This is a genomic window from Bradyrhizobium sp. RT6a (genome assembly GCF_040547675.1).
Classification (GTDB): domain Bacteria; phylum Pseudomonadota; class Alphaproteobacteria; order Rhizobiales; family Xanthobacteraceae; genus Bradyrhizobium.
In genome coordinates this window covers 78,703-96,045 of the sequence record NZ_JBEPQC010000013.1, presented here as the reverse complement: position 1 = coordinate 96,045, position 17,343 = coordinate 78,703, and the positions used below count along the sequence as shown (strand labels likewise).

The window sequence follows — 17,343 nt, the reverse complement described above, 5'->3', positions numbered from 1 at the left end:
ATGGACTGCTTCGGAGGAGCGCAATTGTTGTGCCCCCCAAAAACGAGCTCCAGATCGCATCGAAGCCTGCCTCACAATCGTGTGTTCCAAATTGTCGCCACACAGCAAACCGTCAGGACCGACCAGACGCTAGCTTGCAACCCATCAACCTTACAGTTGTTGCCGCATGGACTTCTTGATTTCGATCATCTGTCCCCTCAGAAAGATCCATTCCATACTCCTGATGGGACCGAGCAGATCACTCAGTCTGCGATGAGACGTTATCGAGTTTAGGACGCTTAGCTTTCGATAAGCTGACGGGACTATCGCCGGAAAGTGGCGACTGCGGGAATCGCAAAGGCGGCACATCGTGGTGGTGAGGGGCGCATTGCGCCGCCTGCAATGTTCCTGAATGCTAGGCCGTTGCTTCACGAAATTATCTCCCCACTGGGATGGGACTGCTGGGGCGATAACGAGGCAACTGAGTATGTGACTCGAAGAGACAGCCGCGGTGGGGCTGCGCTAAAGTGAGGCGAGCCCCGCGGAGAAGGCGCGCATTCTTGACGAGTTTGTGGTTGTGACGGGCTTCCATCGAAAGCATGCGATGCGCTTACTCCGAGGCGAAACCGGGCATCGGTTCGTCGCACCGGTCGCCGGATTTGTCACGGCCAGTGGAAAACTGCCCCCTCAGCGTCACGAGAAATTGCTCCTCCTCGGATAGCCGAGGAGAGAGAGTGAATGAAACGAGGAATGAATCACGGAAGGATCGTCGTAATTGATCCACGGGGGCAGGTGATGAAGACGCCAGATGACGTGGCGGAGATGTTGCGCCTGAGCGCGTGCGGCTGGGTCTGAAGCGGATTTCTTTCGGCGCCACCTTCGCTGCAAAGGGCGTGCCTGCCCGAGAAAACGAGGATAAGCGACTAGTGCCATAGCTGCGAGTGCCTGGCTGAGAGCGCTTGGCTGCGAGTGCTTGCGTCCGTCCTGAATTGACTACCACAAAAACACGCGTTCGTACACCTCCCAAGCCTGATAGGGGAGCTTCGCTCGCTTTGCCATTATTCTTATCGACAGGAGCCGAACCAAGGTCGACCCGACTTCGCCGTAACATGATTTCAGATTTCAGAGCTCTCGCGGACCCGAGCCATGGACATGCGTCACACATTGTTAGTGCACCGCCCAAGCTCGTTGTGTTTCGAGCGAGCTTCCCAGCGAACTCTAGAGAGCACACTGAGCTGAGCAAGCAAAATTGCAGGCCAATGTCCGCGAGACAACCATGATAGCATTACCGGCAGAGAACGCTTGCGAGAGGGCAGATATCCCGCTGAGCCGCCTTGATGTAAGCGAGCCCAAGCGCTTTAAGGATGATACCGTTTGGCCTTGTTTCGAGCGGCTGCGAAGGGAAGATCCCGTCCATTATTGCGAAGACAGCCCATACGGTCCATATTGGTCGATAACAAAATACCGCGACATCATAGCCGTGGACTCAAATCACACAATATTCTCATCAGAACGAAGCGTCACAATTGTCGACCCGCCGGAGGAGTATTGGACCCCCAGTTTCATCAAAATGAGTCCTCCTGTCCATGCTCAGCAGCGTAAGACTATCAGTCCGATAGCGGCATCGGAGAACCTAGCGAATCTTGAAGGCTTGATCCGCGCGCGGGTTCAGAAGATCTTGGACGGTTTGCCGCGCAATGATACCTTCAACTGGGTCGACAGGGTCTCGATTGAGTTGACGACCCAAATGCTGGCCACGCTGTTCGATTTTCCATTTCAGGATCGACGGTTGCTGACCTACTGGTCGGACGTAGCTGCCTTGACGCCACAAATGGGCGACGAGATCGACAGCTGGGAAAAGCGAAAGGTGGTGCTGTCGGAGTGCCTGGACTATTTCACACGGCTTTGGAGCGAACGGGTCAATTGCGAGCCGCGCGCTGACCTGATCTCGATGATGGCGCATTCGCCGGCCACGCGAAACATGGAGCCGCGCGGGTTCCTGGGCAACCTCATTCTGCTGATTGTTGGAGGCAACGATACAACGCGCAACTCAATCAGCGGTGGCGTCTTGTTCATGAGCCAAAATCCGTCCGAACTGCGAAAACTCCGAGATGATGCTTCGCTACTGCCCGGGGCGGTATCCGAGATTATACGATACCAAACGCCTATCGCGCACATGCGCCGGACGGCTGTGGCCGATTTGACGATAGGCCACAAGCAAATCAGGCGAGGCGATAAAGTTGTGATGTGGTATATCTCCGGCAACCGAGACGACGAAGTCATTGCGAACCCCAACAGCTTCATCATTGATCGAGACAATGTACGACAACATCTCTCATTTGGATTTGGCATTCATCGTTGCGTGGGTAGGCATCTCGCAGAGCTGCAGCTGAAAATCCTGTGGGAGGAGATGCTGAACCGATCTCTGGAGGTAAAGGTGGTCGGCGAACCGGAGCGAGTTGAATCAAATTTTGTGCACGGTTATTCCGCACTGCCGGTGCAGATTCCAGGTTAGTCTCGGTTGCGAGCGACATTCAACACTGGTCGTGCAGAACCGGCGGTGAGGATCACGGCCTGGTGGAGACCAGTTGTCTGGGTAAGTTCACCGGCGTTGCGTTGCGGGTTGTGCTTTTTTCGAAGAGTGCGGACAGGGCCACAGCGTCGTTATCCGGTCGAAGACCCTGGCCGGCCGTTCCGATACGTCACGCCGCCGATTGTCGCATCGTTGTTACTGGAGAGCTTGGCGCCGCACGAGCTCGGGAAATTGGGCCGACGACTTGCCGACGCATTGAACCGCGATGCGATGGCTCGCCGGCAACCCCGCTCCATCAGGGGGCATGGTCTATTCGAAGAATACGAGAGAAGCCGGCCTCAATCGCGAGCTCAACGACCAGATTTGCACCCGTCGTCGGACGTCCGCGATGTTCTACGTCGCGCGGCAACAAATGGCGCGTCCGATGAGAAATTAGAGAAAACCGATTGTCTGAACACAAGAAAAACAGTTGGTCTTGGACTCGCGCGTTCGACAAGTTTCTGAGAACATTGATCTCGGGCATGCTGCTGGTCAGCGACGCAGATGATGCTCGCGCGCACCCATCGCATTGCTCGGAATTGGATCCGGAACATCGCTGGTCGGCCGCTCGAGCTGCTGTAAAATGGAGAAAGTAGATCCAAATCCGTGTTCGCAAGCGGTCAGCCGCACTCCTGCAACGTCTGAGTATGAACACGATGTGGGGCGATACGCAGGTCCAAAGAAGGAGAGAGCGCTCCGTGCGAACACCACGAATTCGACAAGTTATCTTTCGATTTTCTGAGATATTTATAGCTGGGAGCAGCGACACGAAGACGCTATCACCTCAGTGTGACCTAAGGCGTCATCTGACCGTCAACGGCGTGGCATATCTGTTTGAATCGGGTGCTGCGGCAGCCCCTGCCCCGATGCGCCGCCGGACGAGGTCGTATGTTGGTTCAACTTGGAAGAGGTGATGACATGGTGACCACGCGTGAAGTCTCTATCGATGACGCCACAACGGTGACCCACATGGTTGCTGCCCTGCTTGCCGAACTTGAGGGCGGACAGAAACAGGGCGGACTAGATACCCAGCTTGTTGTCGACCTACTGGCCATGAAAGGGCGCGTCTACGGGTTTCTGGCTTTCACGGAGGTACGCCCGGTCGGCCTCATTATGTTGTCGGAAAGCGCCGCCCTTTTTGCGGGTGGAACCTATGGTATTATCACCGAACTCTACGTGGTGCCGGAACAGCGCTCGTCTGGGGTCGCGATGCGTCTCATTGAGGCTGCGGTGGGCCTGGGTACGCTAAAGGGCTGGCGCCAGCTAGAAGTGGGGACGCCGAGGCAGCCCATATGGAGCCGTAGCCCCAGCTCAGCATTGTACCTGAAGGCCGGCTTTGCAGAGATCGGCCCACGCCTCAAGTTGCCGTTACGCGCCTTAGCTAGTCATCGTCCGAAACGTAGTGCTGCGGGGCGATCGCGATTAGATCCTCGGCGGCAACGCGCGCCAAGCCGCTGTATCCCGGATTCGTCTTCGACATTTGCGTGAGCGTCGATGTGTCGGCACCAGGTTGACTCGCGATGGAGTTGTTAATGCCGGATTTGCGTCCGGCCGACAAATCGGAGAGCACCGGCGCATCTGAAATTCCTCATTCTGAGTGAGCTGATCCGCGCGCCCAGATCGAAGGGACATGAACCCCTGCGCCACGCAGGGCGCCAGCCTCTGCGCGGCGATGAGCCGTCTGTAAGGGCCGAACGCTGGCCAGTCTCCCAGGGCGTACGGATAGGACGGCTTACGAAAGGCTCACGAGCTCGCCCCATCAGTTGACCTGTTCATGGCCGGTCTAATATTCTTTGCGGTCCCTTGCGCTGGCGCGCATAGGAAGTGGTCTGGCGATTACGTGGAAGATCCGATCGACCCAATGCACCGGTCTTTCTGATCAACACCGAGGGCGCGACATATCCTCTCGTGTACGAACAGCGCGGGGTACCTCGGGTGTACCCAGCCCAGCAAGACAAGTCGCCGGTAGCTCTACCGAGAGTCACAACTACGTCCCATGTCGAATGACCTGCGTCGGGCCCTGCTCCGCCTCGGCAAGCGGATAGGCTGGTTGGCCACTGAAAAGGGCGTTCAATAAGGACTCACTGAACGCAGGCCTGAGCTTGCCGCGGTGGATTACGACTTCCTCGTGACCCTTCGCAGCTTGGGCGTTCTGCCAGTACCGATTGTAGCCGCTCTGTTTATTGGACTTCACGTGGCAAGCGGCAACGCCATCGTCATCCAGTGCCGTCAACTGCCACGCACATACATGGGACTCGGAATTGCACCATTGCGCAGCGCTTTGGGCTGCAGCTTGATCTCGAACAGCGCCCCCGGCTCGCCCTTCAACACGCGCGGGGAGATCCGAAGGCGCCAACTCGTGCGCCCCCGCAAGTGTTCAAGGTACTGCTGCGACGGAAAAGCGTAAGTCTTCATGCAATCGATTCTGGTCGTGGCCTCTCGGGCATCCAAAGCCTTTGCCTGCCCCTCGGCCTCGGACAACATCGACTTGAGTTGAACTATTTTGTTGTGCGCTTCGCGCAGTTGCAAAGGCGTGAGCAGGCCGCGCCTACGAGCTCCTCCAGCGCGGCTACACAGGCCTCGATCTCGGCGGCCTGGTCTGCAGGCGCTCGACGACAATGTCCACGACGTGGTCGGCGTCCTCGGGTTTATCTGACGCGCTTGCGAGGCGGCCCTTTGCTGGCCGCCCAGATCGAATTGCAAAAGCTCGTCCAATCGCTTGAGCAGTGGCGTCAGGGCCTCCATCGACGGCGGCGACCGCTAAGGATCGCGCCGCGCGGTGTGTAGCTGACCTGAATGGGGTAGTCGCCGACCTCGGCACTGAGCATGGCACGCAGGTCCTCGATCGGCTCGATGACGACAACGCGGAGCTCGGCCAGAGCCTCCCTTGTCATTCAAGGCGAACAGACTGGTTCGTCCGGGTTTTTGCCACAAGCAAAGACCGTCGTGTTCGACGGTGCCTGATAATCCGCAATCGTCGGGTCGGCAACAAAGATGCTCGTCGCTGGCGCGGCCAGATGAACCATCTCGCCCTGCGAAGAGGAGAGCCCCAGCGTACCGCTGGTGCTGCCGCGAGCTGCATGCGGCCGCTTCCCTCTGCCATCTGGCTTCGTCTGAGCTGCGGCAGCAAGCGGAAACAGCAGGGCAAGCGCCCACAGCACGTGGCTGGCACGACGCAGAGTGGCAGACGAGGGTAAGCTGGTGACCATCGACGGCTTATCGGCGCCGACGGCATTGTTAATGATCTTCAAGGGATCGCTTCTTTCAAGTTCGATCGGCTAGGCAGCCGATACTGTGCTAATAAGCTCGAGCGTGTATCCGACGCCGCGCGCGGTTTTTATCCTGATCGTCGCATTCGCCTGGCTCAAATGGCCGCGCAAGCGATAGATCCCGACTTCCAGCGCGTTGGTCGAGACCTCGTCGTCGAACCCATAGAGGCTGTCCTCTAGGAACGAGCGCGGCACGGTACGGCCAGCGCGGCTGAGCAGATGTTCAAGAATGCACACTTCGCGGCGCGCTATCCTCAGTATCCGACCACCGACCGAGACGTGCCTTGCGATCGGGTCGAAATGCAGATTACCGAATGTCACGACCGGCGCAGTCATTTGCGTTGGCCGTCGCAAAATGGCTCGCATGCGAGCAATGACTTCCTTGATCGACACGGGCTTGGGCAGGAAATCATCCGCGCCCGCGTTGAAAATCGCAATGCGCAAGGCGAGATCGTTGAGACTGCTCATCATCATGGCCGGAATTGAACGTCCCTCGCGCCGCAACTGACTCAGCCAGTCCAATCCATCTCCATCCGGCAGAACCAATTCGATTAGAAGCATGTGGTAGCTTGCGCAGCCCAGCGCGGCCGCTGCCTCATCCAGCGTGCGCGTCACATCTACGGCGAAGCCGCAATCGAGCAGCGCCTCCTTCATGGCGCGCGCAAACTCGGCATGATGATCAACCAGGAGAATACGCATTGCACCGCCTCTCCCCATCCAAACTAAGACCCGAGCGCGTCACCCTCGACCATGAGCTTCGACGGGAGTGAGCGGGTCTCGCGTTGGCCTAAACGTGAAGAGACGGGAATAGCCGGCCAGATGATGGGGGCCGCCGATCAACGTCTGCGGATCCAGCAGGATCGGACGGGCAGGAGCAAAGGCCTGCCGCTGGCCGCTCGCGCCGCGTAAGATCCCATTGGCGTCAGCAAGAGCGCCGAAACTGCCTATCAAACCCACGACGCCCACGCGATACCGAGGCATCTGCGAACTGACAACAGCAGTGCTTGCACGCCCTGCGACGGCGCGCTCGGCGTCGATCGCGCGAGGCGGCGCAATCCAAAGCAGAGCGCAGGAGACCGTGGCTGGACCTGCGGCCGTACAGACGAGCGAAATCGGCATTTGGAAACTCCTCTAGTCGTCTTGGTCCGCGGCCCGTCTTGCTAGGCCGACGTTAAATCACGACGGTGCAAGTATCCCGCGTTCGAAGACTTTTCACGGTTGGCATCCGGCCAATGACTCCCAATGGCCGAGATGCGCGACGGAACGGTCAAATGCAGCGTCAGCCAAAGAAAGACCCCTTGTTAGCCGGTGACAGGCGCGATAGCGGCGGAGGACTCTGCCGTTCAACGCGCGCCAGCTTCCGTACGGTGCAACTGAGAACGACGCGCGAGTAGGGCTCCATTCCGTCGCCACGGTTCTGGTTGAGGAGCTTGCGCAATCATCGCTCGGCATGAGCGGCCCCAGAATGATAAGCCGTCGGAAGCGAAACTCGCTTGTTCCGCGTAAAGGGCAAGGTCAAAACCACGGTCGTTCTCGCGCCCTCGATCCTGCTCCGCCCCCAACGGCTCCGGCGCTGCGACCTCGGCTCTGCAGAGAGGTCGTGTCGGGTGCAGACCCGGGCGGGGAGTGGCTAAGCAGGGTGACCTGGCAGAGCGGCGGGGCATTGAGCTGTCGAGACGTTCGCAATTCGTGCTACCTGTCGGGAAGTGTTCGCGCGAGCGGGGTTCTATGTCGCGCGACTGTCGTAAACCCTACAATATGACGCTACGGGCGATTCAAGTGCCTTTGACAGCGGATGCACAAGCATTTCGTCTGTCCAAATGCCGCGGCGCTTTGCGTAAGCCCTCAAGCGAGCCGTCGTCCGCGATACGCTTCTTCAATGCGACGGCTCGCTCAACGCACTCTGAACGCACCAGCCGTGTAGAAACAGATTCCATCGTGTTTAGCGTGACATCCTCAAAGCGTACTCCGCGACTCTCGGAGGTCGTACGGCACGCTTCCGTCTGCAAGTTCCACGCATCACTCGCACTTGGGCGCGGGCGCGGATATGGCGCGGGTTACCCTTGGGAAGAGCCGGTGCGGGCACCGCAAGTTTGGGATACGCCGCGAGAAAGGTTCCATCGGCGTGCCATACATCAGCCCGGCTACCTCCGCGCGCGGAATCACGCTCGATGATCGAGGTCGTTTCACCAGCTTTCCCAAACAAGCAGCAAAGCGCTTGACGACGTCGGTCAGTGGCATGAGACGCTCGGTCGAAGTCGTTTCTTTCATTGCGAATTTTTCCAAACTTTGCGGATTCTTCAAGCGGACGAGGGCGCATGTCACTCAGTTCGAAGGCGGCCCACATCGCGCTATGGGTACTCTCGAGCAAGCACCAGGCCAGTCGGAAAACGGAGCTGTGTGAAGGTCCGATGATGATTCGAACAGTTTGCCAGGAATTCACTGGCACCTGCGATCCTCTTGCAATCCGCAACCGCAAAAACACCAGAGGTAAAACACTTTCAGGCGAGCGCCCGGTCGGGGCGAAAGGCTTAGGGCGCATAATAGACAAGAATTGTACCGCTCGGCACCCGAACAGAACGGCGCCATATGGTCCTCGTGCAACTTTGGGGCGCCAGCAACTGTTTGCAGCAATCGGCTAAATGTCGAGCCGCGTCTGCGAAGGAGCCATCACCGGCTCTCAAGGTGTCCGGGACCTGCCCTGGCCGCAATCACTGCCGGAACATCCTCCGCTGGAAATGGAAGAAGAATAGACGAACTTGGAATTGTTCCAAACGATTGAACTACGGTTTCATCCAGGCGAAAGCCATTGAACCGCGGCACCGGGATGGCGATGTTCTCGATGCACCGGCGTCCGAGCACGGTGAGGCAGATGTTCTGCATGGTCCCGCTGGCTTTGCCTAACAAACCAAAGATATGTCCACTCCCTGTCTTTATAGGTGTTTCAATGTTGTCAAAGTAATTACCCTCGACCAGTGCTTGTACAGATGATCCAGCATCCACTGCATGGAAGAATCCGCCGCTTTGTTGCGCATTCGTGTTGTGGAAATAATTGTTAACGAGATGAATAATGGCGTGCGCACCGTCAATGTGCGGCGCCCGCCCCGAGATCTCATGGAAATAGTTATTTGCGATAGTGATCGTCTGCGGGACACCGAGAAATAGGAGATTCCAATAGTGCTCACCGTTACAATAGGAGGAATAGGTATCGCTGCCATCGAAGTCGTTCCAGGAAATCGTAATATTCGTCGTAGGGCCAAAGCCGCCGGCAATCATCTGTCGCCCGATATTATGAAATCGGTTGTGATCGATCCAAACCAGGTCGGCTCGTGCAATTGCAATAGCATCGCCGGCAAATATCACGCCTTGATTGACATCACTGATGGTCAGGTTGCGAATAACGACGTTGCTGACCCCATTCAGGCGCAGCCCCTTCCCTTTGATTGTAGCGCTCGGGCCAACGCCGGTCACTGTTTTGTTCGAGCCAATTTCCAGCGGGCGCTTGCCGGCCCTGTCGAAGCCGACCAACGTCCTCTCCTTGCCATCGCAATGCGCGTCGTTGCCATCCATAAGGAGAAGGGACTCACGCTTGTAAGGTGCCGAACAAGCGCGGCCATATTGGCATCCCTGCCCCTCGCCTCGCCCTTCCGTACCGGTAAAGTCTATGGTTCCGATTACCTGGATCTCGCGCGGACTATTGTCATTGCACTGCCCGAAGCTGTACGAACGACATAACTCATGATTCAGAGCTTCGGTTGATCTGACCTGAACTATCTCGCCTCCAAGGCCGCCCGTCGCTGCAGAGCCAAAGCCCTTGAGGGCTTCCGATCGCACATTGTTCGATCCGAGCACGGAAGAGATGCCGAGGACGACAGCAAGTCCGCCGAGCACGCGCAACAAAGGCTTGATGTGCTCCATCGTGTCTTTCGTAGACATATGCTCTCTTTGCTACCCGGAAAATCCGCACGAGAAACTGAACTTTCGAGCTGAAATGCTGAACTGGAATGGGCATCAGCATGGGGCGTTAACGCCATCACATCGGCCTCAATAAGGCAGGAAGGAATATTGGAACCATGCGAAACAACAGCCGAAGTGTGCAGCCGCAGGCTCCGTACCAACTGCGACGGATCTCGGTAGCCATTGAGCCCACTCACGGCCGATAAAAGCAGCGGTCGATGCTTCGAGAGCTCGGTCAGAATGAAAGCAAGATGCTATCCCACGGCTGGCCGTAACGCGAGCGGCTCGAAGACGACGGCTGGACCAGCTTGCAAACACGCTCTTCGATCTCCCCTTTGACACATCATAGGTTAGCTGCCCTCAGCGCCAGCGCGCGAGGAGAAATGAAACTACCCAGATTGGCTCTTTCTGTGATCCAGCTTGAGGCGCGCCCCAGTTCAAATCAAGAGTCGCCCGGCTGTCGGTCGGGCTGCCGGGGAGCTTCGCCCATGTACACGCCGCCCGCCTTCCGAGTCGTCGACATGGCCGACCTTCATCGGAAAATGCGCGAGGCAAGGTCAGCGACACTGATTACCGCCCTTCACGAAGGGCTTATTGGAGCGATGCTGCCTGTAGTACTCGACGAGAGCGAAGGCTCCATGGGCACCATTTACGCGCGCCTGGCGCGTTCGAATCCGCAGCGGAAGCTGACGCCGACTGGCGAGGCCATGGCGATTTTCGCTGGGGCGCAGGCCTATATCAGCCCCTCCTGGTACCTGATCAAGCACGACACAGGCGAGCCGTACCGACGTGGAACTATGTCGCAGTGCATGCCTACGGTCCAGTTGAGTTCTTCGATGATGCCGATCGGTTGAGGGAGGTCGTCACGCCGCTGACCGATATGCAGGAGCGCTCGGGCAAAGACCATCGGGCGGTCTCCGACGGCCGTGCCTATTTCATCAAGCGGAGCTCAAGGGGGTTGTCTTTTTGCGATTGCAAATTGTACGGCTCGATGGCACGCGGAAGATGAGCCAGAACCGCAATACGGCGGATCGCGCCAGCGTCATCGAGGGCTTATCCAACAGCGACCGTGACGAAGAGCGTCGTGCGGCTCACCTCATTCCGAAAGGATGACGAACCCGAACGGCTTATTGTAAACGATCCAGTGCCACGTGGATTTTCTCGACTTGCTCGACTGCTCTGCGTCTGCACAACGACGTGCTGGCGGCGGGGGTTTAGTGCATGATGCCATCGAACGCGCGCCGTCTATCGCGAGCGGCCGCCGTGGCGCCCAGGCCACGAGGCCAACTGCGGAGAAGAAAAACGATGCACCGGTCCCAGCCCATGGGATGATTCGCAGCGCATTGCAGCAATGCTTTGCATTGAGATCGGATTTACGAGCGCGGCGCCGGCTCTTTATTGTCAAAGCACCCTCTTCCCAACCTTTCAACACTGACTCTTGCGATTGGGTTAACCTGATCGGCGCCCCCGAAGCTCTGCTCAACCTCAGGCGAGGGTTGTATGCAACTAAAACTACTTTCCGTATTGATATCGCCCTTCCGACTCAAACAAAGGTGCTTTGAATGACAATTGCCGTCGCATCTCGAACACTGCGTCTGCAGGTTTCGTCTGATTGAGCTTGATGGCTCGCAATTCTCTAGAAAGATTTGCAAAGAGCCAGCGAGCGTCTGGAATCTGACATTGCGGTCGGATTGCAGATTTTCTGACAGTTCGCGACAATCTGCGGTCGCGCCAACACTCACGACGGGCAGCAAGAAACGCGAATGTCTCAAGTTGTCAACGTCGCACAGCTTACTTCTGTCATGATGATCGGGGTTCCCGGAGCACCCCTGCTCGACGCCGCACTCGACCTAAGACCTCAAGTGACCTGTTCCGCCCGATCCACGCCCTCCGGCGCAACGGGCATGCTGAACTGAAAGACGGCTCCGCGAGGATCATTGGCGCCCGCCCACATTCGCCCCCCGTGCGCTTCAATAATAGAATGGCAAATGGCCAGCCCCATGCCCATGCCTTCGGATTTCGTGGTGTAAAACGCCTCGAACACGCGGTCTGCGCTGTTTGGATCGAGTCCTGGACCCGTATCCCGAAAAGCGACCAATACATTATTCGCGCCATCAGTCCGCGTAGCGATCAGTAATTCGCGCTCGCCTTCGTTGATCTCGCTCATTGCCTCGATGGCGTTCGTGATCAGATTGAGAATCACCTGCCGCAGCTGAACGCGATCTGCTCGAACGAGCGGCAACGCCTCAGTCCGTCGGGTTCGCACCCACACATCATGTTTTGCGAGTTCCGCGCCAACTAAGGACAGCACCTCTAAGATCACTTCGTCAATTGCAAGAAGCTCCGTTTGTATCGGAGCCTTATTCATAAGAGCGCGGATCCGGCGGATCACGTTCCCCGCGCGCATACTGTCACGGACAATCAAGCCGAAGGTCTGCCGAACTTCTTCCAGGTTTGGGGGTTGAGCACCGAGCCAATTTAGCCCTGCCCCCGCATTGCTGCTGATCGCCGCAATCGGCTGGTTCACCTCATGGGCGATCGAGGCGGCCAGCTGTCCCATTGTCGTGACCCGATTGGCGTGTGCAAGGCCCATCAGAGTTTCGCGATAACGTCGTTCGCTTTCACGGGCTTCCGCTTCCACTCTCTTTCGCTCTGTCAGGTCGAGGACGAAGCCAACACCTTGGTCCTGTCGCTCATCGAATACGGCGAGGCCGAGTAGCACCGGCACGCGGCTGCCATCCTTCCGAACATACTCTTTCTCGAACTGCTGAACAGCTCCGGTCCGTTTTGCTTCTGTCCGAGCATCCATTGTGCGCTCGTACCATTCTGGAGGCGTCAGGTCGAGACCGTTCACTCGCCCTGCGAGAAGATCCTCTTGGTCGTATCCAACCATCGTGAGGAAGGCTCGATTTGCCTCGATGATCTCGCCCCCTTTGCGGATGATAAAGATTCCGATGATGTTAGCGTCGAGTAAGCGCCTGATTTTCGCCTCCCGTTGCTGCACTTCGCTGTACAACCGGCTGTTTTCTAGCGCTGTTGCAGCTTGAGAGGCAAGCATTTTCAGGACGGAGTTGCCGCCAGCTGAGAATATGCGCGGGGCGAGATTATTCTCCAGATAAAGAGCGCCGATCAGCTTGCCCTGCGTAATCAGTGGCAGGCAAAGAATAGAACGCGCTTTGCGCTCGCTGATATACGGATCTTCCGCAAATGAAGGCTGGGCGGCAGCATCTTCGAGAATGACGTTTTCGCGGACACGCAGGACGAAATGCAGCACGGACTCGGGAAGAGCCATCGGAGTCACGGGCTGTTCATCCACCTTTACAAGCAGCGCATCCGCTACCGTTCTGACTTCCGCCTCGATCCGTGGCTCGTCTCCATCCAGGAGAATCAACAAACCTCGTTCGGCGCCGGCCTGCTCAATCGCAGTCCGCATAAGCATGTCGATTAGTTTTGGAAGCACAATCTCGCCGGAAATCGCCTGCGACACCTTTGTCACGGTCGCGAGATCAAGCTGCTCAACCGGAGCTCCGATCCTCATGCCATTCCCGGCAATAGTGGTCTCCTCATGGCTGAAATGGGGATTCAGCTCGTCGAGTTGACGCACCTTACCATCTGCTCCCCAACGAAGGTAGCCGCGCCGCGCTTCCTGCAGGTAGACCCGGGAGATCCTTTCAAAACCGCGCGCAGCATAAAAGCGCGCTGCAAGTTCACAGGCGATCCCCTCGTGGTGGGGGAAACCGTTACGTCCTGCGGTCTCGATTGAGTGTTCGTACAGTCGCATTGCGTCTGCATCCCGGCATTCCAGCCTCGCAATTTCAGCCCCGACCAAGGAAGCGCGATTGTCAAAGTTTTCGGGGCAATTCGTGCCCCATATCTGCAGCTGTCTGTGATGGGCATCAATTATATCTCGATGTTGCTGTTGTTCGCTTTCACCTAGCCTGTCGCAGTGACACGAGTGAGACAACGCACCATAGAAGTGAAACTCCGCGATCAAGGACTCTGTTGGCATGGTCCACAATCGGGGCTCTGCCTTCGAGCGAGCACCAATAGCCGCAGCATAATCGCCGGCTAGAAACCGCGCCTGAAGTTTGCGGATCCAGTAGACGGTTTCGCTAGGTGACAGCTCCGGACTGTGTTCAAATGATCGCTCGATGTCCAGCTCGTCAAATTGCTGGTCGTCGAAGGAACCGAATGAGCGCGTGAGGCCGCGCATGGTTCTAATAATTGCGAGCTGTGCAGTCATGGCATCAGTAGCAAACTGGACCTTTCGGTTCCGTATCGTAGCAAGGTTTTTCTCTATCTCGCTCTGCACGTCTTTCAGGGGATCTCCCGCCATCAGCATATTTGAGGTTAGATGAAGCAAGCTGTACGCCTCATAGAGGACATCGCCGATGCTGACCGCAGCTTCGAGCGCTCGCCGGATCAAAACTCGTCCGTCCCTTAGGGGCTTCGTCCACGGGATCACGTTGCCTCCGATGGCCAAATAGACCGGAGCCCGAAAACGAGAGAACTCACCGCGATCAACGAGATCGCACGCAAGTCGACCAAATTTATCCGCCGCTTGGTAGTCACCGAAGCGGCCGGCCGAGATTCGGCCCAGCCATGCGTAGTGGGTGCAAGAAGCATCAGTATTGCCGTATTCGAGGCTGAGGCTGACGGCTCTGCAGATAACCAAAGCGGATAAATTCACGTCTGTGAATCCTGCGGCCGGAAGAATCCGCGTCAAGACGGCAAGCGTGGCAAGCGTGGTCTGATCTGTCATTCCAGGCAAACCAGCAAGCTCCTCGATCGCGTCCGGCAGCTGTGACCACATCCGCCGATATTCGGCTAGTGTTTCCTGGTCCGTCGGATGCTGCGGCCACTCGACCCCGACGTCGTGAAGATATTCGAGACCCACGGCCACTGCCCGGCCGTGCTGACCGAGCGTCAAGTAAAGATCGACCTGCAAACATGCGACCGTTGATCGCTGGGGCACGTTCAAAGCGCGCTTCGATAGCGCGGAGAGGAGGCTCTCTGCAATGTTCAGCCGGCCTACCAAGAATTCGCATTCGGCCCGACTGGTCTCCAGTGCGAACGTGAGTTCGTGGCGCCTTTGCCACGAATCCTGCGCGAGCAGCGCAGCACCGACGGTGAAATATGTGAGTGCCGAGGCGTAGGCCGCCGATGCCCTGGCACGCTGCCCTGCGGTTAAATTCAACTCCGCGAGCTGCTCTCGCTCCTGACCGGAGGCGATTAGCGCGACACCTCGATTGAGTTGACTGACAACATCGAAGATAGCCTCTTCACGTTTGTGCGCAGGGACATGTGCCGCAAGCATTCGACCGATCCGCAAATGGGCAGGAGCGCGCGAGGATTCCGGCACCAGCAAGTAAGCCGCCTCTTGAACGCGATCGTGGACGAAGCGGTAGGCTGGTCCTTGGCGCGCGATCAGTTCCTGCCGGATCGCCGGCCACAGCCTCGCATGCACCTGCTCGTGTGAGGTTTCGAGCACGATCGCAAGCTCCGCCGTCCCGGCGATGTTGCCGAAACAGGCAAGCTGTTGCAGCGCGTCCTGCGTTTCGTCGGGCAGCCGGATGAGCTTGCCGAGCATCAGCTCCACGACGTTCTCGGTGTACGCTTTTGCGTGAATGCGCTCGAGATCCCAACGCCAGCGGGCCGGCTCGTGATCGAACGTCAACAATTGCTCGTCGGCCAGTTCAGATAAGAATTGAATGGCGAAGAACGGATTGCCCATCGTCTTTTGATGCACCAATTTTGCAAGCGGGGCAGCGCGTTTTGGTCCGCAGCGAAGGGTATCTGCGACCAACTGCGCGACATCGCCTCCAGTGAGCGGCGAAAGCGTTATCTCCTCTAGATTTACGTCGGCTCCCCTAATGGACTCGAGCTTGCGTTTCAGTGGATGGCCTGCATCAACTTCGTTGCTGCGGTAAGCTCCAATGACCAGCAGGTGCAGGTCCGACTGAGTCAAGAGATCCTCGATCAGGTCGAGCGTTGCGGCATCGTGCCACTGCAAATCGTCGAGGAAGAGCACCAATGGATGGGTTCGCCGGGCGAACACACCGATAAAGCGGCGAAGCACGAGCTGGAAACGATTTTGCGCTTGCCGAGGTGGAAGCTCAGCAGGCGCGGGCTGCTCGCCAATGATCAGGCTCAGATCGGGGATCAATTCGACCATCAGCTGTCCATTCGCGCCGAGCGCCTCCCGGAGCGCTTGCCGCCAGGTAGCGAGTTCGCGCTCACTTTTGCTGAGAAGAGGACGCACAAGACTCTGAAAGGTCTGTGCTAATGTCGCATAGGGAACATCGCGCTTCAGTTGCTCGAATTTGCCTGATGCCAACAGTCCGTGCGAGGGCACGAGTACTTTGTGTAGCTCCTGGACAAGCGAGGACTTACCAATGCCGGAGTAGCCGGCAACCAGCATCAACCCCGGCGCGCCGCTTTTCACCGCGCGATCGAAAGAACCAAGTAAGGTCTCGATCTCGCGGGCTCTGCCATAGAGCTTCTCGGGGATGAGCAACCGATCAGGTGTGTCGTCTGCGCCGAGCTCAAATGTGTCGATGCGACCGTGGTTGGCCCATGCTGCCAGACAGTGTTGCAGATCGTGCTCAAGGCCAGCGGCAGTCTGGTAGCGTTCCTCGGCGGTCTTCGCGAGGAGTTTCATCACAATCTGAGAGATTGGCTCCGGGAGGTTTTGCGATTTCTCGACAGGCGGGGTTGCTTTTCTTGCAATATGACAATGGATCCACTCCAAGGGATCTGAGCCCGTGAACGGCAGCGCGCCGGTCAGCATCTGATAGAATGTCACGCCAAGTGAATAGAGATCACTGCGACAGTCGACTGAGCGATTCATTCGTCCGGTCTGTTCAGGCGCCATGTAGGGCAGCGAGCCCGCGATGAACTCGGCAGGCTCAGGCGGCACGCGCTCGCGGGAAAGTCGGGAAGCCAGACCAAACCCAGTGAGTCGCACCTGTTCGTCAGGACAATTGACCAGAATGTGAGCGGGTTTCAGGTCCTTATGGACCAAGCCGCTCCGGTGAAGTTTGCCCACGGCCCTCGTGATACCAACAGCGAGGCGCAGGAACGGCTTGGGCTCCATACGGATCCCGAGTAAATTTAGCAGTGGCTCGCCGCACGGATCCTCCAGGACCAGCATAGTCCGACCAGCTTCCCGGATAAGTTCCAACGGCCGCACTGCCCATGCCTCGTCTAGCTCCTCCCTCAGCTCAGACTCATGGGCGAGGCGGTCAAGCGTCGCTGGGTGTTCCGCGATGGGCCGCACAACAAGCACGACAGCACTGCTGCCGTGGGTTTGCCGGCGCCACGCGCGGCAGAACGCGCGATCACCGTCCTCCCACAGGGGCTGGATGTCCTGGATGTCATTGTCGACATTTGAGCCGAACAGAGTTCGGCTGAGGGGGTCCCGCGGCATTTGCCCGCCCAGTCAATAAGGATTGAGCCAAAATCTGACACATATCGGGCGAGCTTGTGAAGGGACTTCGCAAAGGGCGCGAGTACCGATCAAGGCCGCCACATTACCCGACCAGCGGCCCACTTCCAGTCGTTCAG

Annotated in this window: 6 protein-coding genes and 3 pseudogenes; 4 read left to right on the top strand and 5 right to left on the bottom strand. The window is 57.8% G+C overall.

Annotated features, from left to right (window positions below; all coding sequences use genetic code 11):
• Positions 1-1,255 precede the first annotated feature (1,255 nt).
• Entirely contained in the window at positions 1,256-2,494 is a 1,239-nt protein-coding gene (locus tag ABIC03_RS37580; protein ID WP_354065749.1) for a cytochrome P450, read from the top strand.
• Positions 2,495-3,469: 975 nt separating this feature from the next.
• Positions 3,470-4,039 carry a GNAT family N-acetyltransferase gene (locus tag ABIC03_RS37575; protein ID WP_354065747.1) on the top strand — a complete coding sequence of 190 codons (570 nt, stop codon included), beginning with the start codon at positions 3,470-3,472 and terminating at the stop codon, positions 4,037-4,039.
• Positions 4,040-4,538: 499 nt separating this feature from the next.
• Here the strand turns inward: ABIC03_RS37575 and ABIC03_RS37570 are convergent.
• The 4 genes and pseudogenes from ABIC03_RS37570 to ABIC03_RS37555 all read right to left on the bottom strand — a co-directional run.
• A pseudogene (locus tag ABIC03_RS37570) lies at positions 4,539-5,311 on the bottom strand (T3SS effector XopP-like protein); the annotation flags it as partial.
• Positions 5,308-5,802 (bottom strand): annotated as a pseudogene (locus tag ABIC03_RS37565) (pilus assembly protein N-terminal domain-containing protein); the annotation flags it as partial. The pseudogenes ABIC03_RS37570 and ABIC03_RS37565, both read right to left, overlap by 4 nt.
• A 27-nt stretch (positions 5,803-5,829) precedes the next feature.
• Positions 5,830-6,519, bottom strand: coding sequence for a response regulator transcription factor (locus ABIC03_RS37560; RefSeq protein WP_354065745.1), 690 nt, complete (start codon positions 6,517-6,519; stop codon positions 5,830-5,832).
• 1,971 nt (positions 6,520-8,490) lie between these two features.
• The gene (locus ABIC03_RS37555) at positions 8,491-9,756 is read right to left on the bottom strand and encodes a pectate lyase family protein (protein WP_354065743.1); all 1,266 of its coding nucleotides are present in this window, start codon (positions 9,754-9,756) and stop codon (positions 8,491-8,493) included.
• A 404-nt stretch (positions 9,757-10,160) separates the two neighbouring features.
• On the opposite strand from ABIC03_RS37555, the pseudogene ABIC03_RS37550 reads away from it, so the two are divergent.
• Together ABIC03_RS37550 and ABIC03_RS37545 are read left to right on the top strand one after the other, a co-directional pair.
• Positions 10,161-10,786, top strand: a pseudogene (locus ABIC03_RS37550) (FMN-binding negative transcriptional regulator).
• A 142-nt stretch (positions 10,787-10,928) separates the two neighbouring features.
• The gene (locus ABIC03_RS37545) at positions 10,929-11,339 is read left to right on the top strand and encodes a hypothetical protein (protein WP_354065741.1); all 411 of its coding nucleotides are present in this window, start codon (positions 10,929-10,931) and stop codon (positions 11,337-11,339) included.
• A gap of 296 nt (positions 11,340-11,635) precedes the next feature.
• Here the strand turns inward: ABIC03_RS37545 and ABIC03_RS37540 are convergent, their stop codons facing one another.
• The gene (locus tag ABIC03_RS37540) at positions 11,636-17,206 is read right to left on the bottom strand and encodes a trifunctional serine/threonine-protein kinase/ATP-binding protein/sensor histidine kinase (protein ID WP_354065739.1); all 5,571 of its coding nucleotides are present in this window, start codon (positions 17,204-17,206) and stop codon (positions 11,636-11,638) included.
• Between the last annotated feature and the right edge of the window lie 137 nt (positions 17,207-17,343).